This is a genomic window from Mucilaginibacter paludis DSM 18603 (assembly GCF_000166195.2).
Classification (GTDB): domain Bacteria; phylum Bacteroidota; class Bacteroidia; order Sphingobacteriales; family Sphingobacteriaceae; genus Mucilaginibacter; species Mucilaginibacter paludis.
Window position 1 is genome coordinate 2,383,606 of the sequence record NZ_CM001403.1, and the last position, 25,884, is coordinate 2,409,489.

The following is a 25,884-nucleotide window of genomic DNA, read 5'->3' on the forward strand; positions in this document are numbered from 1 at the left end:
TTGATCGTTTTTTACAGGATAGCGATATTCGCAGCGAATTTCTTTTTTCCTCTTTGTATCGTTTGTACCAGGCTGACGATGGCGGTTTTACCTCCGGCAGAACTGTCGAATGAAAAAGCCAGGCTTTCCCCGAAGAAATCATCGGTTAGAAACTGTCCGCTGGCCTTGTCCTTTAGGCGGACAATATAGCCATAGGGTGTCCCCGAGGGGTCGTTCAGTGCCAGGATCATCGCTTTGGAAATCGTTTTCCGGTTAAGGTCGGGCATTACGCCGAGGTCGTCGATGATACCGCTGCCATCGTTATGCGCTCTGGTCAAATAACCATCCACGGTGATACCATCCGGCAGCAGTGTGGTCAGGTTATTGAAAAGCTGCATTTTGACGGAATCCACACCCACACTGGCACCCGCATCCAGGAAGGTTTTTAATCCCAGATCCTCGCTGTAGGCCAGCCTGAAATTCAATAGATTTGCGGCAGGGATCGTGACCAGTGTATCGATCAGCAGGCTGTCCGTGCCATGTTTTTTAAAGGCGAGTTTGGCTTTTACCCCCGCATCGAGTAAAAGCTTCGGGCTTAAACCGTAGGTGCCTCCTGCGATGAGGCTGTCCGGGAGTTTTTTGCCGTTGAAATAAATATCCATGACGGGGGTACCCGGCAGGTCCGCAAGTGCCGCTGTCAGGGAACCGAAGCGGTGTTCAGATTTTAGGGGTTCTCCTTTTTTACAGGAAAATATAGCGGTAGCTAACAGCAGCAGCAGTAAACGATATGGAAATGTTTTCATGTCCTTAGAAATTATAGGTAAGATTTAAACTATAGGTGCGGCCGGAGGCGGACTTGTAATTGATCTGGTCCACACCGGGTTGATAACGTAATTGTTGGCTGGTCGGTTCTTTGGTCGTCAGGCTACCCTGGTCATACACATTCTGGTAAACCACCGAGTAGCTGTTCAGCAGGTTGCTGACCGTGCCCTTGATCTCCAGTTTCTTTTGGAGCAGGTAAAAGGCTACCTGCGCGTCCAGCGCTTTTTCCGGCCGTTCAAACAGAGATTGCGAATAGTCAACGGTTGGGCGGATCAGGCGGTTGGATACATAATTATAGCTCATGCTGAGCCTTACCGGTTTGGTATCATAATAAAGGCCGGCGTTGTACATTAGGTTGCTGGCCCCGGTTTGCACACGCTTTTCCGGTGCACCGGCCTTCTCTTCCACTACCACCTTGCCGGGTTGAGCGGGATCGGTAGCACCGATGGCCAGGGTCATAGGCGTTACGGTACTGGTCAGCGCGGTGAAATTGCCGTATAAGGTCAGTTGTTTTAATACGGGTATGCCGGTAAACGCGAACGATTTGCGGAATTCCGCTTCTATGCCCTTATTGGTTGCCGCTTTGTTGTTCTTGAGGGTAAACAAGCGGTTATTCTGGTCTTTGTAGATCTCCATCGGGTAGTCGAACTGTTTGCGGAACAGCGAAAACGAGATCAGCTCGCCGGGTGAAGGAAACCATTCATACCGGAAATCATAGTGGCTGATCTTGGTGGACCGGATCGGTGTCTGGGAATTATACACTCCGCCTAACTCGTAATCATATTCCTGGAAGAAGGTCAGTTCGCGCAAATCCGGGCGGATGATGCTTTTGGCATAGGCCAAGCGCAGGTTCATTTTCGGCGTCAGGCTGTAAGTGAGGTTGGCCGAAGGGAAAAAGTTCCAGTTGGGTTCCAGTTTATCCAACGCGCTGAAATCGTATTGCTTAACACTGGCTTTGATCTGATCCAGGTTCTGGTTCAGGCCGTTCAGGTTATAGTATTCGGCACGCAATCCCCATACGAAGCGCAGCTTACCGGCGATCTTATTGTCCAGCATGAGGTAAGCGGCGTGCAGGCTGGCCTTTTTATGGAAATCATCGCCAAACCGGCTGAATTCGATGGATGTCCCTGGATTATTGGGATCAAAAGCTTCGGCCAGGGGCGGAAAATAGGAGGTGTTGGCAGAGCTGCCCGAATTGAGTACGTAGAACAGGCGGTCTTTTTGCCAGCCGGCATACCCTGCCTTCAGGCTGTTCGCCAAGGGCAGCTTACCCATATTGAATTGAAATGGGATTTGTACGTCGGTATTCCAGGACAGGTTGTTTTCCAAAGCGCGGCTCCAGGAACGCAGGGCACCGCGGCTCAGGTCGCTCTGCGGCTGGCTGATGTAAAATTCATCAGGGCCGTAAGCGGCGTCTTTCACATAATTGGCTGTCATGATATGGTTATCGGGCTTCAGGCGGTCCAGCCGGATATAGCTGCCCAGCCAGTTCAGTTTGATACCCCTGTTACCGATGGCATATTCACCTTTCAACTGGTTTTGTGACAGGTTGGAAGCTGTGGTCTGGTCAAAATAGGCCAGTTGCCTGAACCCGTCCTTGTTGCCTGTACCGATCAGCAATTGCTGGTCAAGCGTGCGCAGATAGATCGTTTGAAGCCCAAGTTTCAGCCGCTCTGTACTGTAGCTCAGCCCTGCGAGGCCGGAAAGGTTCGCTGTAAAACCATAACGTTTGCCCAATAAGGGATTCTGGGTTTCTTCAAAACCGAAGCGGGTACTTTCAATATCCTGTGTCTGGAACGTGTTGCGGTAGCTGGCCGAAGCGATCAAACCGATGCGCTGGTTATCTTTGAGCGAATACACACGTCCCAAAGAAAACTGAAGGTTTGGTGCGGGTGCCGGGTTCAATTTTGATAAACCCCAGTTGTTGGCCAATGCCTTGGGATCTTTGACGTCATAATTGCCCGAGGTCGCGTTCAGCGTGGTATTGGCCAAAACATCGTTAGAACTCTTCCAGTCCAGTTTACCGAAAAGGTTACGGCTACTGGCGGGTAGGGCAAAATAATTCCGGGTTTCCATCGGCAGGGTCAGGAAATCTTTTCCGGTGGTGTTGCTGTTGATGCTGCTGCCTATCGTTACGGTAGTGAAATTCTCATCAGGAATATCTTTGGTCTGCACCTGCACCAGGCCGCCGCCGAACTCGGCGCTTTTATCCGGGGTCAGGGTCTTGGTTACCATTACGGCATCCACCATATTAGATGGGATGATATCAAAGCTGAAGGCTTTGCGGTTCAGTTCGGTACTCGGTACTGATTGCCCGTTAAGTTCGGCGTTATTGTAACGCTCGCTCAGACCGCGCACCACCACGTATTTATTATCAATGGTGGCCAGGCCGCTGATACGTTTCAGTGATTCGCCGAGGTTCTTATCCGGGGTACGCGCCAGTTGTTCGGCGGTTACTCCATCGGTAATACCGGCATTGTTCTTTTGTTTGGCATAAAGCCCTTCCAGGGATGCTTTGCGATAGTTTGCCGTTACCATCACTTCTTTTAAAGCAGTATTGCCTGGTTTCATGGCCAGGTCGAGAGGGGTTACTTTTCCTTCGTTCACGGTGATGCCGGTAATGCGCTGCGGCTGGTAACCGATAAAGTTCACTTCGACGGTATAAGTGCCGGGTGTAACGCTCAGCACATAAGAACCGTCTGCATTGCTTTGCACGGCCTGCCCGGTTTCTACGAGTTTAATTGTCGCGCCTGGAAGCGTTTCGCCTTTTTCGTCGAGCACCTTTCCGCTGATCTTTCCCGGCGCTGCCGGGGGCGGAAGCTTACTGACCGCAATAGCCCCGTTGATCTGCGCAAAACGCAACCTATACTGTTTGGCTAAAAGCTCCAGTACTTTGTCGAGGCTGATCTTGCTGACGTTCAAAGAAACAGGGTTGATTTTACCGACCTCTTCGGCGTAAACAAAGTTAAACCCCGATTGGGCTGACAGATCGGATAGCAGGACATGAAGGCTGCTTTTCTGCGTGTTAACAGAAACAATAGTCTGGTCCAGGTGCTGGGACCTGACCTCGGAGGCGAAGAGCACACCGCTCAGGGTGAAGGAAATAACGGTCACCATCATAGTTAGGCGCGTCATAAAATATAGTCGTTTAATTACACTACTTTTTGTAGAATTGTACATAGCTTTTTAAAATGATTATTGGGTTGCAATCTGGTGGTCATAAAGCTTAATGAGCGGAAGTGGTGGTACACTTTCGCTTTTTTCATGACCGCATTGTTTTTCTTTTATTTGGGGTTACACTTCTTAAATCTTACCTCCTGCTTTATAGTGAATAATTAATAGCATTTATCCGATAGTCACTTTTTTGCCGCTGATGCTATAAGGGAAACTTCCCCCCGAAATACTTAACAGCTTCAGGATATTGGCCAGGCTTTCTTTTTTTACTTTGAGCTGGAAGCGTTTGCTCAGTAATGACCTGTCTTTAAAGATAAAGGTCACACCATACTCCCTGCTGAGGCTTTTACTGATGTTCTCCAGTGTCTCCATCCGGAAGTCAAGCACATTTTGCTGCCAGCTGCCGATATCGGCAAGCCGCAAATTGCTTTTTACATAGCTTTTATGGGTATTGTTATAAGCCAGCCGCTCGCCAGGCGTCAGCATATACACTTTTTTAATTTTCTCGCTGCTGTTCCATACACCGACTTTACCGGTTGCGACCGCGACTTCTGTATTTACTTCGTCAGGATAGGCTTGAATGTTATAAGAGGTTCCCAGCACCTGTACCCGGAGCTGGCGGGTATGCACAATAAAAGGATGCTTGGGGTCGTGTACAACAGTAAAAAAGGCCTCGCCGCTGAGTTTCAGTTCACGCGTAGTGTTACTGAACGTTTCCGGGTAAGCGATGGTTGATCCGCTATTGAGGGAGATCACCGAACCGTCCGACAGGGTAACCTGTTTTTTAACACCCAGTTCGGTGCTGACCTTTTGCCATGCAATGGGCTGTTCCGTACGATGGGCTGCTTTGAAGATCAGCGAACCTGCCGAGGCAACCAGCAATAATACGGCGGCTATCTTTAAGACGGGCAGCCATAGCTTCCTGATCCGGGCCTGCTTTTGATGTGCAGCGACCCAGTTAACAGCGCGTGTCGTCGCTTCTCCTGCGGCTCGCTTGATCTCCTGATCTGCTGGCAGCGGATAGCCATCCGCTTCAAAACTGTCGTACCAGTCCCTGATCTGTTTCAACTCTTCCGGTGTGCAAAGCCCGTCCTCGTACTTTTCGGCCAGTGCTTTCAGCTGATTGTCCTGTGTTTCCATTCAACAGTATAATCAAGCAAAGCGGCCTTTTATACTATTAAATAATCAACAACAGTTCGTTAAGTTCATGTAAAGAGATGGTAAGTCTACAGATCGCCGAACCAACAGGCGGATGCCAGGGCCAGTACAAAGGCAATATTATCTTTTTTGAGGTAGGCCCGCAACGATTGTAGGGCGGTAGATAAATAATTCCTAACAGTCTGTTCGTTCAAGCCAAGCTGTATCGCGATCTCCCGGACGGAAAGACCTTCTTGCCTGCTTAAGCGGAATACTTCCTGGACGGCCTTGGGCATCTTCAGCAATTCATGTTCAAATTCCTGCCGCAGGTCGGCAGCGACCAGCGTGTCCTCGACCGGCGGGTGGACCAGCTCATCCAGTATAGCCATAGCGCTTTCAAACCCGGCTCTTTTCTTACGAAAAAGGTACTCGTTCACAATGGCGTAATGGGCGGCCCGTGTCAGGTAAGGTGCAAAGGAACTTTCGATCACAAGGCTATAACGCCGGGTCCACAGGGAAATGTAGATGTTCTGGAGCATATCCTTGGTATCTTCTTCATCACCTACTCTTTTATAGATCTGCCGGTATAGCTGTTCCTGGTAACGGCGAGCGACAACAGCGAAGGCCTGTTCGCTGTCTTGCTGCATCAGCAACAACAATTCCGTATCTGATAAATGATCCACCGCCGCTAAAATAGCTAAAGTAAATTAAGCAGGTATTAAGTAAAGCTATAAAGCAACTGAACAACGCTATTAGCTGAATAAGTAGTTCCAGGCCTTCCTGCTTATCTTTCCTTGCAACGTCTGGTTCAGCCGGAAAGGAAATTAATCATCCTTAAAATGAGCAGCCAACATAGGGAACCAGCCAATGCGACGAATATCCCGGTAATCAATAAGCATGAGTTTTGGGTGTATCGTTGCTGATTTTCTTCGTTAAATTTGGGCATCGCTCAAATAGTATAAAAGGATTATGATGAAAAGAAGTCCAGTAAGCTACAAGGCCGCCTCTGCTCAGTAAAAACCGATTGACCCGCTCGTCGTAATCCGGGTTGCAAAAGAAATGACCGGCTCCGGATTTTTGCAAGGTACGTTTCCGGTAAAGTTGACGGTCGACGCTATGGGCGAGTACCAGGATGCTCAGATCAAGTACCGAGAGGATGGTAATAGCTGTTTGGGTATTGTTCATCTGCTGGTTGAATAACAGGCGGTCCTTGCGGGACCGCCTGTTCAAGAAAGGATGGATCGATCGAGATAGCCTGGCCTATAAAGGAAAATACAGAAAGGGGCTGTTATAGAAATTGCCATATAGCGGATCGCTGATAATGTCGACTTTAACGACATTGTTTTTGCCGGGTTCAACAGTTACCTGCCCGTAGCCACTGAAACCGGGAAAAAGATCCGAAAGGATAGTGCCGGTATCCGGATCAACTGTCTGGATATAGTAGGTTGGCATAACGCCCACCGCGTCTTTGGTTAAGGGGAGCATCAACGGAGCCGCCAGTTTTCCGTTCTCCAGGTTTTTGACTTCGTAAGTTGTCGGATTAAATGTGTTCGCATTATCGTAAGTGGTGAAAAGTTTGAAGGTCAGACCTTTTCCTGTCATTCCGCCTACTACTGAATTACAGAATAGTTGCACACTACCGCTGTCGGCTGGAATGGGCTTGGTGGATGGTGTATAAAATGTGGCGATACCGAGTGAATTGTCGACCAATACGGTAAAGCTGTTCTTAGGTTTGACCGTAAATGTAGAATCCAACAACGTTTTACCGGTTTGCAGGTTTTTGATCGTCAGCTTCATGGTCGTTTTTTTGCGCTCGATCAGTGTGGTACCGGCACTGCCGCCACCTACCGTATCCATCAGTACACTATCTACGTAAACCGTTAATGTGGGTACATCCAGCAGGACCTTGCTGATCACCGTGATATTGGCAAAAGATTTTTCGGGCAATGGTTCACCTTTCTTACAGGCGTTCAGCAGAATGGCGAAGGCTAACAGGAAGGAAAGTTTCGTATATTTTTTCATGGGATAATGTTTTAGAAATTATAGGTAAATGCCAGGGAATACGTACGACCCGGTGAGGCTTTGTAGTCCAGCCGGTCGCTTTTTGGGTCGTACAGCAACTGTTGGGTGGTTGGGGCCGGGTAATTATCAAAACTGCCGCCTGGAACCTGCTTGCCGTCATAGTAGTTGGTATACACGATACCCGAGGAATTCAGCAGGTTGGAGACATTGAATTTAATCTCTGCCTTTTTCTTCAGTATCCTGAAAGCCAGCTGCCCGTCCAGGGAGTTGATCGGCCTTTCGAACAGGGACTGCGGGTAGATGTCTGTAAGGCGATAAGTGCGGTTGGATACATAATTATAGCTGATATTGAGGGACAGCCAGCTGTCATCATATTGAAAGCCACCGTTATACGTATAGTTACTGGCTCCTGCCTGCGGTCTGTGTTCCGTTTTTCCAAATACCTCTATCGGGGTTATTTTTAATGGATTGTCTTTATTGAGGGCACCGTAATTAACTGTCTAGTCCTGAAATAGGTTTACACATTAAATAAACCAAAAATGGAATATAAAAATGTGTCAGCAATCCTTTATGATCATAATGAAGGAGGATTAGGTTACCGTATATTAGCAGCGAAGTACGGAATAAGCCGTGATCAAGTACATCGTATTGTGATGTCAAAACATAATAAGCCAAAAAAAGCCAGAGAAATAGTCCGGGTGGTGAAGGAAGAATTACCGATACCTGATGACATAAATCTACTGAAAAAGGAATTACGCGAGGCGCGGCTAAAGATCGAGTTGCAGGATTTTATGCTCGATATATCCAGTAAGGAGCTCGGCATCGACCTGCGAAAAAAACATGGCACCAGGCAGTCCAAATGAAAATGCAAAGTTGCCCACGCGGTCTTCGTGGGTTTTGCAGACTGCTTGGTCATTCACCGCAGGCGTACTATCAGCACCAGAAATTGTCAGGCAAAAAATCGCTTGAGGAGGACCTGCTTATCCAGCAAGTACTCTATCACCGTACTTTTCAGCCTCGGCTTGGATGCCGGAAACTGCATGTGATGATGGAACCATTTATGGAAGGTCATGACATGTATATATGCAGGGATCTGCTTTTTGACTTGTTGCGGGAAAATGATTTACTGATTGTAAAGAGAAGGCGCAGTCAGCCCCAAACAACAGATTCCAATCACTGGATGAAGAAATATCCCGACCTTATAAAGGACATCAGGTTAAGCCGCGCAGATGAGTTATGGGTAAGTGATATTACCTACATACGTCTGAGAAAGAAGAAGTTCGCTTACCTGAGCCTGATAACGGATGCTTATAGCCGTAAGATTGTTGGCTTCTGTATGCATATTGATTTGTCGGCAGAGGGGCCGCTGACAGCCTTGGAAATGGCGTTAAAAGGGAGGGCAAGCGATAAGCCATTAATACATCATTCCGATCGTGGCTCACAATACTGTAGCGACGGCTATGTAACCTTATTAAAATCTAATACTATCAATATCAGCATGACCCAAAGCGGCAACCCCAAAGACAACGCTATTGCAGAAAGAGTGAACGGGATACTTAAACAGGAGCTGCTTGAAGATGCTTATTCGAATAGTAATCAAGCGCAGTGTTCGGCAAAAATAGCCATCGATATTTACAACCGGATGAGGCCGCACAGCAGCGTGGATATGATGACACCGGAAAAGGCGCACACGCAAACCGGCCCGATCAAGCGCCGGTGGAGAAATCTGCTTAACCATCCGACAGCAAAAGTGATGGCATAGCTTTTAAACAAAAAGAAAGGAGATAACAAAAAGAAAAAAAGAAGCAAAAAAAGAAAAACGTGTTGGAATATGGAAAACTGAAGGAGTTTCCCACATTCCAACACTACAAGCAAACAACAACAGTTATTCTTTATCTTTATAAAACTGTAAACCCATTACAGGACTAAAATAAAGTGTAAACTTGAAACAGGATTAATCAGTAAAATGTGTAAACCTTTTTCAGGACGTGACAAACCGTCATCGGCACAACGCTGGCATCCAGCGCGGTGAAATTGCTGTAAAGCGTAATGTGCTTAATGACAGGCAGCCCGGTGAATGCGAAGGATTTACGAAGTTCCAGTTCAATACCTTTGTTTTTAGCCGACTTGTTATTACGCAGGGTATATTGCCGGTTGCCACCCAGGTTGTAGATCTCCATCGGATAATCCAGGTCTTTGTAGAACAAGGAAAAAGAGATGATATCGCCGGGTTCCGGGTACCATTCGTACCGGAAATCATAATTATGGATCGTAGTGGAATGGATCGGATCATTCGCTTCATAGGTACCACCAAGCTCAAAATCATACTCCTTGAAAAAAGACAGCTCACGCAGATCTGGCCGGATGATACTTTTGGAATAGGCCAGGCGCAGGTTCATTTTCGGTGTAAGTCTGTAAGTAAGGTTGGCAGAGGGGAAAAACTGCATGTTCTTTTCCCGGTTCGTCAAATCCGAATAGTCATATTTGTATTTGTTACCTTGTCCCTGGTTGATCAGTACGAAAAGTGAATCCAGCACACCGTTCACCTTGTTCAGGTTATAATACTCGGCCCGCAGCCCCCATACTAACCTTAGTTTTCCAATTTTTTGATCCAGCATAGCGTAACCGGCGTGCAGTGCCGCCTTACGGTGAAAGTCATCACCAAAGCGGCTGTAAGTAATACCGGTCACATGCTCGTTGTCAAAGGCCTGGGACAATGGCGGGTTGTCGCTGACATCAGAAAGCGTTGTGGTATTGAACACGAATAAAAAACGGTCTTTATACCAGCCTGCATAACCGCTTTTCAGGGTATTGCTCAGCTGAGGTATAAAGTTAAGTTTAAAGGGAACCGCCAGGTCGGCATTCCAGCCCAGGTTCTTTTCACCGGTACGGTTCCACCAGCGTCCTGCGCCGCCATCGGTTTCAAAACCACCGTCAACAGGGCCGCTGGTATTGATCTGGTCAAGCGATGGATTATCCTGGGCTATCCCGACACGGGCGATATGGTTATCGGGTTTCTGGCGGTCAAGGTTTGTATAAGCTACGTTCCAGTTGAGTTTGATCCCTTCCTTGTTCGGACTGTATTCGCCTTTCAGCGAATGCTGAAAAAGCGTGGTCTGGGTGGCGATGTCGTATAAGGCCGCCTGGTAGCCGTTGTCGCCATGCGCGCCCTGCCCCAGAATCAGTTGCTGATCCAGCGTGCGCAGGTACATGCTCTGCAAGCTGATCTTGGTATGGCTATTGGTATAGCCGACACCGGCAAGCGCGCCGATATTGGTAGTAAAACCGTAGCGTTTTCCCGCAAACGTTCCGGTGCTGTCGTTGGCAAAACCATCCCGGCTCATTTGGATGTCCTGGGTTTGCAAGGTATTGCGGTAACTGGCCGAAGCGATGATACCGATCTTGCCATCTTCACCGGCTTTGGGAAAGAGGTGCCCATACGCCAGTTGAAAATTGGGTGATGGCGGTGGGTTAAATTCCGACAATCCCCAGTTATTATTGAATTCCGAAGTGTTTTTGAGGTAGTTGACATTATTTCTTGTCGCAAACTTTCCGAGTGCCAGGATCTCACCGGTATTTTTCCAATCGAAGTTGCCAAACAGTTTGCGGTGGTCGGAAAGGCCCCCCCAGTATTCCTGGCCTTCCAGTTTAAGAGAGCGAAACCTTTTACCGGTTGTATGGTCGTTCACGCTTTCCCCTACGGTTACCGAAAGAAAATTTTCGGTGGGAATGGCCTTGGTATTGACTGCGACAAGCCCGCCGCCGAATTCGGCGCTCATATCCGGGGTGATCGTTTTGCTGACCACTACGTTATCCACAAGATTGGAGGGGATGATGTCAAAGGAGAACTGCTTGCGGTTGAGTTCGGTGCTCGGCATAAGCTGCCCGTTGAGCATAGCCCCATTATAGCGTTCGCCCAGGCCGCGTACCACCACGTATTTGTTATCGATGGTGCTCACCCCGCTAATTCTTTTTAAGCTTTCACCAATATTTTTATCGGGAGTACGGCCGATCTGCTCGGCGCTGATCCCATCTGTGAAGGCTGCATTGTTTTTCTGGCGGGCATATAATCCTTCTACCGAGGCTTTTTTATAGCCCGAAGTAACCACTACCTCGTTCAATGAGTTCTTGGCAGGCTGCATGGCGATATCCAGCTGGGTCAATTTACCTTCCGTGACCAGCACGCCGGTGACGCGTTTGGCCTGGTAGGAAATATAGCTCACTTCAATGGTATAGCTGCCGGGGGGCAGGCTGAACTGATAGGTGCCATCCACGTTGCTTTGGATTGCCGTACCCGTCTCAGTTACCTTGATCGTCGCGCCAGGTAAAGGTTCGCCTTTTTCGTCGAGCACCTTTCCACTGATCTTTCCCGGCGTTGCCGGGGCCGGTACCTCGCTAACTGAGATCATCTGGTTGATCCGGGTGAACTTCAGCTTATTGGCATTAGCCAGTATTTGTAATATTTCTTTTAAAGATTGATCTTTAACCTGAATGCTGACCGGGCTGATATTGGCCATTCTTGTGGGATAGGTAAAGGAAAAGCCCGATTGTTTTTCCAGTTCGTCGAATACTTCGCCGAGCCGGGCCTTTTTTAGATTAACGGAAATATTGGTTTTGTCCATATCCTGGGCTTTACCGCTAAAGGCCAGTAATGTGCATGTCAAGGATAGCAGGATCGTGAGGACCATAAAGGTTAATCTCATCATAGAAAACAGTAGTTTAATTACAGTTCTTTTTGTAGAATTGTGCATTGTATTTAATGGTTATTGTTGCGTTAGAAACTCAATAGATCATGAATACTTGATGAGCGGAAGTGGTGGAACACTTTCGCTTTTTTATTAACTGATCGGGTTATTTGCTGGGTCGGATAGTTGGCTATAATTTCATCTGTTGTTATTTAAGTGAGGTATTCTGTTGATTAAAGGCTTACCAAATCTGTACCTCCCTGCCTTTGATCCGGTAATGGAAACCATCGCCAGAGAGGCTTAAAGAGGCCAGGACATGGTCTAGGCTTTCGTTGTTCTGTTTGATATTGAATTGTTCCTTTTGCAGGTTGGCATCCGGTATACTGATCTTTACGTTGTACCAGCGTTCCAGTTGCCGGGCGATCTCCTTCAGGTTTTCGCCTTTGAATACCAAAATGCCGTTTTGCCAGGCATGCTGGTCATCTGGGTTAACCTGGCTTGTTCTAAAAGTTGCTGTAGTATTTGTATAGATAAGCTGCTGGCCGGGCAGCAGCATTTTCGTCGCTGTTTGGAGTTTAGTGCCGTAAACACCTACTTTTCCGGAGGCTACGGTCACTTTAGTTTGTGCTTCACCGGGGAATGCTTTGACATCAAAGGAGGTGCCTAATACCTGAATATGCAGTTGATCGGTACTGACGATGAACGGCCGGTTAGCATCATGATGTACTTCAAAAAAAGCTTCACCCGTTAGGCTGACAGTCCTCGTCTTTCCGTCGAAGTTTTCGGCAAATCGAATGGCCGATGCGTTATTCAAGCTGATACGGGTACTGTCGGGCAGGATGATGGTCTTGCGTTCGCCGGGTTTGGTGCTGACCGTGGTATAACTAACGGGTAATTCTTTTGCAGGGTATAGTTGCCTGTAACCAAAAAGACCCGCCATGAAGGCCAACAGCAGTACAGCTGCAATCTTTAAAAAGAAAAAACCGCTTTGTCGTTTTCGCTGCGGCGAGCGGATCGCCCGCAGGACGGCGCTATTTACTTCCTGTACGGATCGCCTGCGCAAAAGCGGTGGTACGCCTTCGTTTTCCTGCGCGTCGAACCATTCATCGACCTGCCTGGTTTCTTCAGGGGTACAGGTCCCCGCACGGTAACGTTGCAGGAGTGCTATTTCGGGTGTTATTTCCGGTGTCTTTGCCATTCAACAGTATAATCTGTCGAGATGCCCTGATATACCGTTAAGAAAATATTAAACTTTTGTTAGGGAATTAATTCACGGTCAGGGCGGAAGAAATGTACAGGCTGAGCGGCAGTAAAACGATCAGTTGGTCGGAACCGATGCTCAGCCGCAACTTTTTCAGGGCCAGGGTAATGTTGTTCCTGACGGTTTGTTCGGAGAGTTGCAATTGCGCCGCGATCTCCCGGGCGGAGAGGTGCTGGTCACGGCTGAGCCGGAAGATCTGCTGCATGGTACCGGGCATCCGGGCGACTTCCCGTTCATATTGTAGCTTCAATTCATCAGCGATCAACGAATTTTCAGCGGGATGAATAAATGGTTCGTCCTGTTTGGCTAACAAGTTTTGATAAGCGCTGACGCGTTGGTTTCTGATAGCCAGGTCAATGACGGCGTACTTGGCCGAGCGGTGAAGGTAAGGATAAATAGAGTCTTCGATCCTGATCTTATCCCGGTTGTTCCAGAACGATATAAAAATGTCCTGCAAAATATCTTTGGTATCGTCATCGTCGCGGGTACGCTTGTAGACCAGGTCATACATCCTGCGGCTGTACCTTTCCAGCAGGACAGCGAACGCGCGTTCATCATGGTCCTGAACCAATGTGAACAGGGTTTTATCGGGTAGCTCTTTCACCTTTTCAAAGATAGGCCGGGCAGGTTAACTTGTTGTTAATAATAAGACCTTAGGCTATTTATCCGAATATACCAAGGCCTCGTCAATCCCTTTTGCATAATTCTTCACGGAATAACTAATGGCCACATCCGGCATCAGCGGCCCGTCATGCCCCTTCCAGTTTTCCCAGTAATGGGTAGAATAACCGATCACAATTTTCGTATGCGGCAACCTGAAGCCTCTTACTTCCCCGTAATGGTTAACCGTACCGCTTGTCGCTTCCCCTAATAAAGTCGCATTGGTGTTACGCTTAAAATCAATCGCGTTCATCAAGGCCGAAGAAAAAGTCTGCTTACCGATCAGGACGAACAGCTTTCCTTTCGTGTTCAAATAACTGCTTTTTATACTATCAATAAACGGCGTCAGGACGCCCGAATTACCACCGCTGTTATCCCGTAGGTCAATCACCAGTCGCTTGGGCTTTTTTTGACCGATCAAAGCAAAGAGCGCATCATTAAAAGCCGCGAATGGATGCGCATCGTCTTCCTGGCAATTGTTAAAGTTAAAATAAAGTGTACCTGTCCGGGCATCATAGCTTTTCCAGTAGTTCCCCTTTTTTATTTTGGAAAGCATATTATTTTTGACCGTTACCAGCACGAGGTTACCGGCGTCTGCACCGGCAACGGACTTGATTACGCGCCTGATCGTTTTACCGTTTGGCGCAGTTAAATCAAATGCAGTTTCATCAGTGCTGCCCGTTAACTGTAAGCCTTTCAATAGGACGGGATTATTGATCAGGTGCAGGAACCGCGAGTCAAAAAATGATGAGTTCCCGCTTTGGATGATCGCTTTGAAACGGCTGATGACTTCACCAATCGGGTGCCCGTCTATACCGTCCAGCCTGTACAGTAATATATCCGCATCGACCGAATTCGTAGCGGTCACAAAGATCCCCTCGGCGAACTTGTCAAAACGTATGGGGGCCGCTTTGGTAAATACGGGTTCGATATGGGTATGCTCATCACCAATGGCAACGGGAAGTTTAAAAAGCTCAACGGTAAAAGATTCCATATCCGGGTCGGTCAGCCGGGATGCCATCGCAGCGATGGTTTGATCAAAATCGGCTTTACTGATCTTTGCAAAGAGGTTGACGTGCCTTTTAGGCAGCGTATCTTTTAAATATTGCAGGTCCGCCAGGTAATCAGCTTTCGATAATTGCTGGCAAAAAACTAAGCTACTGTGGAGCAGGATAAAGCAAAGGATGATTGTTTTTTTCATCATATAGGATTACAAGACACTAAAAAGGGATTAAATGTTGCATGCCGGAAGCTCCATTAGGCTGGATACCTGAATTCAAAGCCGGTACCCCTGACAGTTTCCAGCGAAATCTCCAGATCGGCGCTTAAATACTTCCGCAATTTGCTAACAAAGACATCCAGGCTGCGGCCGGAAAAATAATCATCGCTCTTCCAGATATGCAGCAGCAGTTCATTCCGTTTGATCAGCCGGTCGCGGTGCGCACAAAAATACAGCAGCAGCGTGGCCTCTTTTTCCGTCAGCCGGGTATCGCCCGTTTCATGGCGCAGCAGCAGGCTGGGATAGTCAAAGGTATAGTTGCCGATCTGAACCAGTTCCGGTACCGTTGTTTCATTCGGCTCCGTACGCTTTAAGATATTTTTCAGCCGAAGGACGAGTTCTTCTACCTCGAAGGGTTTAACCACATAATCGTCCGCACCCAAGCCCAGCCCCTTCAAGCGGTCTTCTTTCTGGTTCCGGGCGGTCAGGAAAATAAAAGGTATCCCCGGATGGATGCCTGTGATCTTTTCAGCAAGCGTAAAACCATCCATGACCGGCATCATCACATCCAGCACGCAGATGTCCGCGCTTTCGGTTTTGAAAAAGGTCAGTGCCTCCGCGCCGTTCATTTTCCAGCTGACCTGGTAGCCTGCCAGTTCCAGGTATTGCTTAAGGATACCGCCAAAATCCGGGTCATCTTCTGCTAACAGGATATGTTTGTTCATCGGGGTAAGATTAAAGTAAAAGTGCTGCCCTGCCCTGTACCGCTTTGCAGCAGGATCTTTCCGCCATGGGCCGTGATGACCTGTTCACTGTAATAAAGACCCAAGCCCAGGCCCTTGGTATTATGAATATCTCCCTTTTCGGAGCGGTAGAACTTTTCAAAGATACGGGACTGGTCAGATTCAGTGATTCCCTGACCGTTGTCACGGATAGCGATTTGGTAAGTATCCGTTTCCGCAACGGTGGTAACGATAACCTGCCCGCCGCCGTATTTGACAGCGTTGTCCAGGATATTCACGATGGCCGTGGTCAGGTGGAAGCGGTCGGCTTTAATTGCAGCTATCTGGCTGTCTAATTCAGCGATCAGTTCGGTCTGCGGGCTACTCAGCTTAAAATCTTCCAGCAGTTCTGCGATAAAGCCAGGCATATGGATCAGTTCCCGCTGCAACCGGAGCTGCTGTGGTCCGGCGGTATGCGAGATCACCTGCCCGATCAGTTTCCGGAGCCTTTGCTGCTGGCGGTCGATGGTGGCGACCGAGTTATCCAATACCGGGTCAGGCTGCCCCGTGAGCCTGTCTTTTACAGTGCTGAGCGCAACACCAAGGGTAGCTAGCGGGGTGTTGAATTCATGGGTGATGTTGTTGATAAAATCGGTCTGCATATCCGAGATCTTCTTTTGGGTGATTAGGCTACGGATCGACAGGTAGAAAAGTAAAATGACCACGCCCAGCAGCAGCACTGAAAAGATCAGCAGGCCCAGCATTTCCCGCAGGATACTGTTCCCACCCCCATTAATGGCGAAGCCGGAGCGGGAAGTAAAGTTCCTAACGAGGCCGCCGTTGATATTGTTATCCGTGGTCAGGTCATGGATGACCAGTTGTTCGCCATACAGCTGACCACTGCCGAACCAGGGCCGGTCGGTCAAGGTAAACGTTTGGCCGGAAGGGCTTTCCAGCAGGACCTTGTTGATCACGACCTGGTAAACCGTGCGGTACTGGTGCAGTACCGAGTTGGTATTGATATATTGGGCTACCTTTCTGCTCAGCGCCGGGGCCCCGGAACTGAAAAAACTTTTGGCCGTTGTGATACCCTGCGTACGCAGCAGGGCGTTACCATGAACAAACCAGGCATTCCGGACCGAATCGATATTGATCAGGGTCTCCATCCGGATCAGTTCCAGGCGTACCGCGGTTTGCGCTTCTTTCTCTTTGAGGATATACGTATTGTAAATAAAATAAGACTGGATCGCCGCCAGTGCCGTTATCGCCAGGCTGCATCCCCAGATCAGGTATCTTATTTTGCGCTTCATAAATTCAAAGATAGTTGGACCGGTTCATTTAAATGCAGGAAAGGGCGGCATTAACATTCCGTTAACCAAGCATTAACCCAATCCGGCCTTTCGTTAAGGGATGTTTGCAGCAAATCAAAAGATGATGCGCCGATTTATTTACTTATTACTGTTATTGCCGCTGGCCGGGTTCAGCCAGTCGATCAAATTGTCTGGTCAGCTACAAGACGAAAAGCACCAGCCGGTTCCGTATGCCACCCTTACTTTGAGGAACCAGCCAGACTCCCAGGTTTTTAAAAACACCCTTACTGATAAAGATGGGCGGTTTGTTTTTACCGGAATCGGTAAGGGGAATTATATTTTACAGGTAAGTGCTGTCGGTTTACAGGCTTATCAGCAAAAGCTTACGCTTTCCGGGGATGCCGTTTTGCCGGTCATTATCCTGAAGGAGGAAGTGATGTTACTGGGGGAAGTGACGGTCGCGGCAAAAAAGCCCACAGTTACCCGGAAGATCGACCGCGTGGAATTTAACGTGGAAAATACCGCGCTTTCATCCACCAATGCCTGGGAGATCGTTAAACGCGCGCCGGGGGTACAATCGGGTGGCGGCGAACTCTCCATCCGGGGCAGCAAGGGTATCCTGGTGACAATCAACGATAAAAAGGTTTATTTATCCGGCGATGAACTGAAAGCTTACCTCGAAGGCACCAATGGCGGGGATGTAAAATCGGTCGAAGTGATCACTAACCCGCCTGCAAAATATGAAGCCTCGGGCAGCGCGGTCATTAACATCAAGCTGAAAAAGAATACCCAGGCCGGTTATAAAGGTTCTATCGGCGGGAGTTATGTACAGGGTATCTATGCGAAAGGCAATGTCAGTACCAGCCAGTATTACAAAACGAAAAAGCTGTCGCTTTCCGGCAGCTATACCTTTGGCACCGGTGTGTATTATAACGAGATCAAAGAAGTGACCCGCTATACCGCCGGGCAGCAAACCTGGGAGGATGAGCTCAGGCGTAAGAATTACCGGGATGCCGAACATACCTACCGGGTAAGTTTGGATTATGCCATCGACAGCCTCAATAGCCTGAGCCTCGGGACGGACGGTTATATTGCCCGGCAGAACCATGCACAGTACAACGTGCCTACCCGGATCTACGACCAGGCGCACCAGTTGGTCTCTTATTTCGAGACACAGAATAACCGGCTGGCACCTAATCATAACGGTTCTTATAATCTGAATTACGAGCACCTGTTTTCTGCCAAAGAAAAGATCAGCTTAGGGACGAACTATACCAATTACCGGAGCGAAGCTGACCAGGATGTACGCACGGCCTATTATTTGGTTAACCCACGCAACGCCCGTTTTACCACGGATAACACCCAGCATATCCGTTTATTCAGCACGCAGCTGGACTACAGCAAACAAAGCAAACTTTTTGATTTGGAAACCGGTTTTAAATACAGCCGGGTAAAAGCGGCTAACGGCGTGGAATTCAGCATTGATACCACGGGCGGATTGGTCAATGATCCGGCGCTGAGCAATACCTTTGCCTATGATGAATCAGTCTCTGCGGGTTATTTGAGCCTGAACAAAGACCTGAAGAGCTGGAATTTCAAGGCCGGGCTAAGAGGGGAATATACCGCCATTAACAGTCGTTCAGTAAGCCCCTCGGAGCTAAATAGCCAGCATTATTTCAACCTGTTCCCGACCTTATTCATCCAGGATAAATTATCCCCGGATCACCAGCTGGGGTTCTCTTATGGTAGAAGGATCAGCCGCCCCCAGTACAGTTACCTGAACCCTTCCAGGAGCTACTTCAGCCCTAATTCCTACCTGGTGGGCGATGCCCGGCTGAAACCGGCCTTAACCGACCAGTTTAACCTGAATTATGATTATAAGGAAAACTACCATGCGCAGCTGTATTACATCAGCGAACATAACCCGACCATACAACTGCCTTTCCAGGATAACGCGACCAATACGCTGATCCAAAAAGTAACCAATATTCCCGGTAACCATTATTACGGCATTGACCTGAGCACCAGTTTGCAACCCGCGCTCTGGTGGTCTGTGGACGTGCAGGCCGGACCGGGACATGTAGAAAGCAGTTTCGGGCTTGCAGATGGTACGGTATTACATAACCGGGCGTTTACCGTCAACGGCAGCCTGGACAACCAGTTGACGGTGAATAAAAAAGCCGGTTTTACGGCAGGGATCAGTTTCAGCTTCAATACCGCGGGTGTGCAGGGCCCTGCTAAGGTGAGCGGCACCAGCAGCCTGGGTTTCAGCGCCCGGAAAAAACTATGGCAGAACCGTGCGGAGATTTCCCTACTGGTATCCGATATCTACCGTGGTGAAAAGATGAAGGTCAGTTCGGACTATGCGGATCAGCACAATTTTTTCACCTATTACGGCGACAGCCAGAACCTGCGCATCAGCTTTAAATACAACCTGGGTAATACCGGCTTAAAAGCTAAGGCGGCAAAGGCGAAAACAGAGGAACAAAACAGGTTATAAAAAGCGCTTACATGTGATCCATGTAAATCGGTCAACAGGATGCTTTAAATGAAGGATACCGGCACAAGTGGCGTTAATATTCCTGGATGCCCAAACCGGTGAAAAACTGCTTATTTCGAAAAATAAAGATACGGCCGCTAGCATAACTTCCGCTATGGCCGATGTTGAATTGAAATGGGGCCTGATCGTCAAAGACAGTGAAGCGCGGGCCTGTGAGCGGATCTGCATTCTCTTATGGCAGTTTGCAAAAGCGGTCTTTCATATTGCTTTACGATAATATTGTTCCAATCAATCTGTAACATAGCTAAAATCTTTTATCTAACTCCGTATACGTCTAATCTAACATATTACAAATGAATACGACTCCGGCAACAAAAGTTATTATTATCGGCGCCTCTTCCGGTATAGGTAAAGAACTTACCTTGCAACTTGCGAAAGGAAATCATATTATTGGCATTACGGGAAGAAGGGCGGAGTTATTGGAAGAGTTGAAAACCCAATATCCTGAAAAGCTATTTTTCACCCGGATGGATAATACGGACATTGATTCAGTGAATGGCCAGCTGGAGTATCTTAAGGAACAACTCGGCGGACTTGATCTTTTGATTTTATCCTCAGGCGTAGGTGATCTCAATGAAACGCTTGATTTTAACATTGAACGGCAGACTGTTGAACTGAATGTAACAGGCTTTACTAAGATCGCTAACTGGGCCCTTAAAACATTCGAGGAACAAGGCTCCGGCCACTTTGTGGCAATAACCTCGCTTGCAGGCATGATAAGCAGCGATGTAGCGCCCGCTTATTATGCCAGTAAGGCCTTTCAAATTAACTATTTAAAGGGTTTGCGGCGCAAGCTGAAAAAGTCAAATCTGCCGATCACTATTACAGATGTCAGGCCCGGTTTGGTTGATACCGAAATGGCAAAAGGAGAAGGATTGTTTTGGGTCGCGCCGGTTAGTAAAGCTGCTTCCCAGATCATCACTGCAATAAATAAAAAAAAGACTTTAGTTTACATCACAAAGAGGTGGGCAATTGTTGCATGTATATTTAGGCTTATAAATAAATAGGCACCTATTACCAGTCAAGTGCCTTAAAATTCCTTAGTATTCTCACTTAATGAAATTAATAAAGCTAAAATTATTTTAACTTTTCATTTGATAAAGTCTTAGATAGACGTATCTAATATATATACGTTACAGGTAAAGAATTTTTAACGCTTCAAGCGCTCGGCCAGTTCACGGGTACGCAGATTCGGCACCAGCAAAAAAGCGCGTTCTGCCCACCCGTGTGCATCCTTCCGGCCGGGATCGTTTGGCGGAAGTACTTCTGCGAAGGCTTCGGCGACATTATACAGGGTGGCGGCGGCCTGCCCGGAGTATTGCCCCATGGCGAGTTTTTTTTCTTCGTTAAAGTCCTGCTTTTTCACCGGGTCCGCAGGTTCATTTGTGTAAAAACTTTTCACCTTTTCATACATCACTTTGTCCTGATGCCGCGCGAAGGCGGTGTCAATGGCCATTTGTTTTCCGGCCAGCCGGTAGCCCACTTTTTTCAGGCCGGTTAGGTCCCGGAATTTACGGCAATGGAACAACGCCACGTTATCAAATGATGCTTGCTGTTGTTCGCCCAGCAGGGGATGAAGCCGTTCTGCTACCGCCATGGCTTGTTCTGCTTGCGGTTTGTCGCCTGTTTTGGCTGCATAACCCCAGACATTGTAGACCAGGCGGCTATAAAGGTCTGTGGCTACGCTTCTTTGTCCGGCAGTGTCGAGCTGATCCAGTTGACCTACGATCAACGGCACCGCAGCTGACCAGGTATTACCGCTGTTGGCCACCAGGAACCGGAGTTGTTCTGCACTAATTTGATCCTTATTGCGGAGCACCAATATATATGCATCGAGGATCTCTGCGTTGTCTAAGTGCAGACCTGTCCGCTTTTCCAGGTATCGGTGAAGAAATGCACTGTCGCGATCACCGTTCTTAAACCGGGCCGAAAGTACCGCCAGGCTATCGGCCACAGCGCCTTTGCCCAAGGCTACTTTTGCAGAGGCGATAAAATCGGCAGGCGCCATGTAATCCGTCTGGCGGCTGCGGAGGCTGCCATCGGCACTCAGGTAGAGCCAGGTCGGATAGGCCCTGATCCCATAAGCTTTTGCGATGCCGGGGCCTTCTCCTTTTTCGGCGTTCAGGCGATAACAGAGAAAGTTCTCATTAAAGAATGAGTCTACTTCCGGCAGGACAAAAACCTCCTTTTCCATTCGTTTACAGGGAGCGCACCAGTCGGTATAAACATCGACAAATACGGGCAGGTGACGCGCCTGCGCTGCTGCCAGCATTGCTTTCCAGTTCCCTGAAAAAAAGCGGATGCCGGGTTTGTCCTGTCCCTGAACCGTCGTGGCCAAGCCGAGCAACAGCATCAAAAAAGTCAGCGATCTTCTCATGTTACAAATGTACACATGCTTACCATTTTCTGAATAATTTCCTTAAAACCGTTATAAGCAGCAGAATGACCGGCTTCATTTTTAAGGCTATAACAGATAAGAAAGACTTAGATATCGCCAGTAGTACTGGAAATTTCTGTGATTTTAAAAACCGAGATCGAACCAGTCAAAATAGACACATATAGAACGAAAATAAACTGAAAATCAAATAATTAACATTGAAATATTTCCGGCAAAAAGTTATTAGACATGCTCATTTTTGTAAAGCAGGTGCTTATCGGTACAAATTACGTCGAAGTTTATCGCTGATTTGAAGTGGTTGGCCGATTTTCCTGAAAGATTGAAAGAATACAATGAGATGGGAAAAGGCAATAATTCTTCAATTTGACACCGAATAAAAGCATGCATTATTTCATGGGTAGTACTGATTTTTAAAAATCAGTACTACCCATACTCGCAGAGATTTAATGACAGCAAGTTGAGTTTCCTGGCTCTTATTGATTTATATTTAAGTGTTAATTTGCCTGGTAAACAGCCTTGTTTCGGTAATTCATTATTTTAATATTAAATTGGCTGCTCCTACTTTATTACATGCAACCAAACATAGACTATGCAAAAGCAGATCACCTCGACAGTATTTGCAAAATCTGGGGATTAAATAGGGCAACGTTAGGCCTTATGCCAAGAGATGCGTTCAAAGATTGTATTGCAAAAAAATGGATATTGGTGGCTGAAAGCGCTAATCAAATCGTCGGTTACTTGCAGTTTCGGTATACAGCTAAAAATCAAACCCTATCTATTGTTCATTTATGTGTAGATATATCGTCACGGGGGCAAAGAATCTCTGACCTTTTATTAGATAAATTAGTTGATGATTTTAAATTTAAGGCCAGGGGGATAAAGCTAAACTGCCGAAGTGACTATGCTCAAGCAATATCATTCTGGACCCGTTACAATTTTCAACCTAAAGGGAAATTACCTAGTCGTGGTAACAATCCTAATGTACATCTTGTCGTTTGGTGGTTTAACTTTGGTCGGGAGGATCTTTTTTCAATCCAGAAGAATGATAAAATTAAAGCGGTATTGGATTTTAACATTATAGCGAAGCTGATGGATATATCTGTTACGGACGGCGTTAGAGATGAAATTATCCAATTACAAAGTGATTGGTTGGTATCTGAAGTTGAATATTACCAAACCTCAGAAACAACAAGTGAAATATTTCGGGATGCAAATACAGTAAGGCGAGACAGAAGTAAGTCTTTTTTAAAGGATTTCCCAGAATTGAATATTGATAAACCAAGTATAAAACTTGTAGAGGGTGAATTACTAGGGATTTTTCCGGGTGTTTCTGATAATGACAGATCAGACAGAAGACAGGTTGCAGAGTTTATATTATCGGGATTCCCATATTTTGTGACACTCGATGATGGGATATTAAAACAGTCAAAAGAAATTTTCAATACTTACCAGCGTAAGGTTGTAACTCCTTCCACATTAATTTCAGAAATTGACCTTTCTATTAATGCTGAAGATTATTATCCAAACAAGTTATCTGGTAATAATTTTTCACTACTTAAGCTAAGACCAGACGACCGGGAGGAAATTGATAACCTGTTTCTGAATACCGGAGCTGGAGAGAAAAAGTCGAATTTTATTTCAACTATAAATGATCTTGTTGCAAAGCCTACTGGTTGCGTACAGATTGTAAAGGAAGCGGACAAAATCGTAGCGCTTTTTGGTTATTTCGAGGTTGACGATACTTTTATAGTCCCAGTGATCAGAACCAAGCAATATTCATTGCGACAAACCATATTCATTCAGAACATAAACGACTTGGTTAAGTTGGCAATAAACAAGAAAAAGAGTTTTATTGTCATTGATGACCGATATTTAACAAGTATTGAAAAAGAAATCCTTGTAAATTCAGGGTTCTTTTATAAGGACGATGCATACATTAGGGGTATTAAATCCGGCATATATCAGATCGATGAATTAACAGCAGAATTAAATATCATTTCCGACAAGATCCCGGAACTTAAAAATTTGATAAGCGCCATCAGTGGCGAATCGAATTTGGAAGCATTGGAGCTGGAAAAGCTATTATGGCCGCTAAAAATCAGTGATGCGGACATCCCATGCTTTATTGTACCTATCAAGCCACATTATGCAAAAGAGTTATTTGATACAAAAGCTGCTAAAGCGGAACTCTTTGGCGTACAGCCAACATTGATTTGGAGCAAAGAAAATGTTTACTATCGTAACATTAACCCAAATGTCGAAAAATCCCCCGCAAGGATTCTATGGTATGCTAGCTCAGATGTTAATTCTACACGTCAAAAAGGAATTGTTTGTTCCTCATATCTAAATGAAATAGTAGTTGGCCCTGCTAAAGAGGTTTTCAAAAAGCATGAAAAGTTTGGGGTCTATTCATGGAAGAGAGATATTTCAAAACTGGTAAAAGAGGTAGCCACTAAACCCATAAAAGTATTACGTTTCAGTGATTCAGAGTCATTTCCTAACGTAATACCACTGGCTAAAGTAAAGCAGATACTTGTTAAGTATAATGAATCGGATAATAACTTTCAATCACCGCTTCGCATTAAAAGCACTACCTTTATGGAATTGTATGCTATGGGAAATGGATTCTGAGTAAAATGAGCGAATTGATACTTATATCTGTAAAGGATAGATATGTAAAGGAGATGCTTTCGGGTCGTAAAACAATCGAACTAAGAAAGTCTGCACCCAAAGCAGTGGCCGGTGATACATTGATAATATATACTACTCAACCCAAAAAGGCGATTACAGCCATAGCGATTGTGAAGCAAATTATTAAATGCGAACCGGAGGAAATGTGGCGTTTGTACCATGATAGACTTGGAATTGACAAAACAGGATTTGATGATTATTATAAAAACAACAAAAAAGCAGTCGGTATTGAACTCAGTGAAGTTATTCCGTTAAATGGAGAAATTTTATTGAGTGCCATCAAATTGATCCACCCGAGTTTCACACCGCCGCAAACATTTAAGTATTTAAATAAGTTTACCGCTCTCAGGGATTTTAAGCATTTAATCACATAGGATTATCTTTATTGGACTTTAGGAATTCTGGCGTCAGTGAATATCCAAAACCCATCCCTTGGCGATATAGAGGACTTAACCCGTTGTTGGATTCAAGCCAATCTTCATAACCCTCAACCGAAGGCCCCGCAAGGTTTAATGCAAATTCAATACCTTTAAACGCAATCACAAAATATATTTCCCCTAATTCTGTACCTAAAAAGTCGCATTCAAAAACCATATCGACTGAATTTCCATCGGCCTTAAAGAACTTTTCATCCTCATTATAAATCTTGCGAACCGAATATGGCCAGGTCTCGTTCTTATGGTTAAAACGCGCGTAGTTTCTTAGCGGATCAAAGCCTTCTTCGTCAACCATAAACTCCACATATCCGGGCTCATGTAAAAACTTTTGAACCATAAACTCCATAGCTATCTTAGCAAGCATTCTGGAAATGGCCTGATTGTCTTTAGGAAGTTCAAAATTAAAAGGAATATAGGTTTGTTTAATTTTCCCTGCCAATATAGCGTCAAACGTCTCTTTATCGACAGTTATTTTAATTGCTAAAGGTGAGCTATCATCATCAAAACTAATTTCTCCTTTACATCCCGTCTTTGGAAATAAAGCATTGCCAGGAGGTACACGTCCCTTTTTAGATTCCAAGCCTGTTCTGAATCTAAGGTTACGAAAAAACTCGGTTTCCAGTACCCTTTTTTCAACTTTGGTAGCGAAATAATTATTACACTTATCACAAACGATGCCTTTTGCTAAAACGTGTTCTTTGTTCCCCAATGATTCGGGAACGATATGTTCAACGGTAACTGAGCTAACAGATGACTGTTTACAAAATACACATTTCATATTTGGCATTACAGTTCAAAATATAAAAG

The 25,884-nt window shown here is 46.4% G+C and carries 22 protein-coding genes; 7 read left to right on the forward strand and 15 right to left on the reverse strand.

The features are described from left to right. Window positions 1-11: 11 nt before the first annotated feature. From MUCPA_RS09850 to MUCPA_RS39395, 7 genes are all read right to left on the reverse strand, one after another. The gene (locus tag MUCPA_RS09850) at window positions 12-782 is read right to left on the reverse strand and encodes a hypothetical protein (protein ID WP_008506109.1); all 771 of its coding nucleotides are present in this window, start codon (window positions 780-782) and stop codon (window positions 12-14) included. 4 nt (window positions 783-786) lie between these two features. Next, window positions 787-3,936, reverse strand: a complete 3,150-nt coding sequence (locus MUCPA_RS09855) for a TonB-dependent receptor (RefSeq protein ID WP_233276851.1) — start codon at window positions 3,934-3,936, stop codon at window positions 787-789. 210 nt (window positions 3,937-4,146) lie between these two features. Beyond that, a complete protein-coding gene (locus MUCPA_RS09860; RefSeq protein WP_008506113.1) occupies window positions 4,147-5,115 on the reverse strand; it encodes a FecR family protein in 969 nt (322 codons plus the stop codon). A gap of 86 nt (window positions 5,116-5,201) precedes the next feature. Beyond that, window positions 5,202-5,795, reverse strand: coding sequence for an RNA polymerase sigma factor (locus MUCPA_RS09865; RefSeq protein WP_008506115.1), 594 nt, complete (start codon window positions 5,793-5,795; stop codon window positions 5,202-5,204). Between the two features lie 205 nt (window positions 5,796-6,000). Continuing rightward, a complete protein-coding gene (locus MUCPA_RS09870) occupies window positions 6,001-6,297 on the reverse strand; it encodes a hypothetical protein (RefSeq protein WP_157543859.1) in 297 nt (98 codons plus the stop codon). A gap of 75 nt (window positions 6,298-6,372) precedes the next feature. Further along, window positions 6,373-7,134: a hypothetical protein gene (locus MUCPA_RS09875; RefSeq protein ID WP_008506118.1), complete on the reverse strand. Its 762-nt coding sequence runs from the start codon at window positions 7,132-7,134 to the stop codon at window positions 6,373-6,375. Window positions 7,135-7,145: 11 nt separating this feature from the next. Then, window positions 7,146-7,310: a hypothetical protein gene (locus MUCPA_RS39395; protein ID WP_157543860.1), complete on the reverse strand. Its 165-nt coding sequence runs from the start codon at window positions 7,308-7,310 to the stop codon at window positions 7,146-7,148. Window positions 7,311-7,673: 363 nt separating this feature from the next. On the opposite strand from MUCPA_RS39395, the gene MUCPA_RS09885 reads away from it, so the two are divergent. Beyond that, window positions 7,674-7,997 (forward strand): hypothetical protein, encoded by a 324-nt coding sequence (locus MUCPA_RS09885; protein WP_008503961.1) that lies wholly within the window; start codon window positions 7,674-7,676, stop codon window positions 7,995-7,997. Next, entirely contained in the window at window positions 7,994-8,896 is a 903-nt protein-coding gene (locus MUCPA_RS09890; RefSeq protein WP_008503962.1) for an IS3 family transposase, read from the forward strand. Before MUCPA_RS09885 ends, MUCPA_RS09890 begins: the two co-directional genes overlap by 4 nt. A gap of 196 nt (window positions 8,897-9,092) precedes the next feature. On the opposite strand, the gene MUCPA_RS09895 is transcribed toward MUCPA_RS09890, so the two are convergent. The 6 genes from MUCPA_RS09895 to MUCPA_RS35925 form a co-directional block, all read right to left on the reverse strand. Further along, a complete protein-coding gene (locus MUCPA_RS09895; protein ID WP_157543861.1) occupies window positions 9,093-11,840 on the reverse strand; it encodes a TonB-dependent receptor in 2,748 nt (915 codons plus the stop codon). 220 nt (window positions 11,841-12,060) lie between these two features. After that, window positions 12,061-13,017: a FecR family protein gene (locus MUCPA_RS35915; RefSeq protein ID WP_008506123.1), complete on the reverse strand. Its 957-nt coding sequence runs from the start codon at window positions 13,015-13,017 to the stop codon at window positions 12,061-12,063. Between the two features lie 67 nt (window positions 13,018-13,084). Next, window positions 13,085-13,684 (reverse strand): RNA polymerase sigma factor, encoded by a 600-nt coding sequence (locus MUCPA_RS09905; protein ID WP_008506125.1) that lies wholly within the window; start codon window positions 13,682-13,684, stop codon window positions 13,085-13,087. A 54-nt stretch (window positions 13,685-13,738) separates the two neighbouring features. After that, window positions 13,739-14,944, reverse strand: coding sequence for a S41 family peptidase (locus tag MUCPA_RS35920; protein WP_008506126.1), 1,206 nt, complete (start codon window positions 14,942-14,944; stop codon window positions 13,739-13,741). Between the two features lie 53 nt (window positions 14,945-14,997). Further along, window positions 14,998-15,684, reverse strand: a complete 687-nt coding sequence (locus MUCPA_RS09915; protein WP_008506128.1) for a response regulator transcription factor — start codon at window positions 15,682-15,684, stop codon at window positions 14,998-15,000. Then, window positions 15,681-16,991 (reverse strand): sensor histidine kinase, encoded by a 1,311-nt coding sequence (locus tag MUCPA_RS35925; RefSeq protein ID WP_008506130.1) that lies wholly within the window; start codon window positions 16,989-16,991, stop codon window positions 15,681-15,683. The genes MUCPA_RS09915 and MUCPA_RS35925 overlap by 4 nt, the downstream gene beginning before the upstream one ends. Before the next feature lie 121 nt (window positions 16,992-17,112). Between MUCPA_RS35925 and MUCPA_RS09925 the strand changes: the two genes are divergently transcribed. The 3 genes from MUCPA_RS09925 to MUCPA_RS09935 all read left to right on the forward strand — a co-directional run bounded on the left by MUCPA_RS09925 (window position 17,113) and on the right by MUCPA_RS09935 (window position 20,558). Next, window positions 17,113-19,491 carry an outer membrane beta-barrel protein gene (locus tag MUCPA_RS09925; protein ID WP_008506132.1) on the forward strand — a complete coding sequence of 793 codons (2,379 nt, stop codon included), beginning with the start codon at window positions 17,113-17,115 and terminating at the stop codon, window positions 19,489-19,491. 154 nt (window positions 19,492-19,645) lie between these two features. Next, a complete protein-coding gene (locus MUCPA_RS39210; protein WP_262492993.1) occupies window positions 19,646-19,768 on the forward strand; it encodes a hypothetical protein in 123 nt (40 codons plus the stop codon). Between the two features lie 76 nt (window positions 19,769-19,844). Further along, complete coding sequence (locus MUCPA_RS09935) at window positions 19,845-20,558, forward strand: SDR family NAD(P)-dependent oxidoreductase (protein WP_008506134.1); 714 nt, start codon at window positions 19,845-19,847, stop codon at window positions 20,556-20,558. A gap of 143 nt (window positions 20,559-20,701) precedes the next feature. Here MUCPA_RS09935 and MUCPA_RS35930 read toward each other — a convergent pair whose 3' ends face one another. Continuing rightward, on the reverse strand, window positions 20,702-21,928 hold the full coding sequence (locus tag MUCPA_RS35930) for a thioredoxin family protein (protein WP_008506136.1): 1,227 nt from the start codon (window positions 21,926-21,928) through the stop codon (window positions 20,702-20,704). A gap of 591 nt (window positions 21,929-22,519) precedes the next feature. Here MUCPA_RS35930 and MUCPA_RS09945 point away from each other — a divergent pair. Both MUCPA_RS09945 and MUCPA_RS09950 read left to right on the forward strand, forming a co-directional pair. Beyond that, on the forward strand, window positions 22,520-24,580 hold the full coding sequence (locus tag MUCPA_RS09945) for a GNAT family N-acetyltransferase (RefSeq protein ID WP_008506138.1): 2,061 nt from the start codon (window positions 22,520-22,522) through the stop codon (window positions 24,578-24,580). A gap of 5 nt (window positions 24,581-24,585) precedes the next feature. Beyond that, window positions 24,586-25,014 carry an ASCH domain-containing protein gene (locus MUCPA_RS09950; RefSeq protein WP_008506141.1) on the forward strand — a complete coding sequence of 143 codons (429 nt, stop codon included), beginning with the start codon at window positions 24,586-24,588 and terminating at the stop codon, window positions 25,012-25,014. Here MUCPA_RS09950 and MUCPA_RS09955 read toward each other — a convergent pair. Beyond that, entirely contained in the window at window positions 25,007-25,864 is an 858-nt protein-coding gene (locus tag MUCPA_RS09955; protein WP_050982067.1) for an HNH endonuclease, read from the reverse strand. The genes MUCPA_RS09950 and MUCPA_RS09955 overlap by 8 nt on opposite strands. Window positions 25,865-25,884 lie beyond the last annotated feature (20 nt).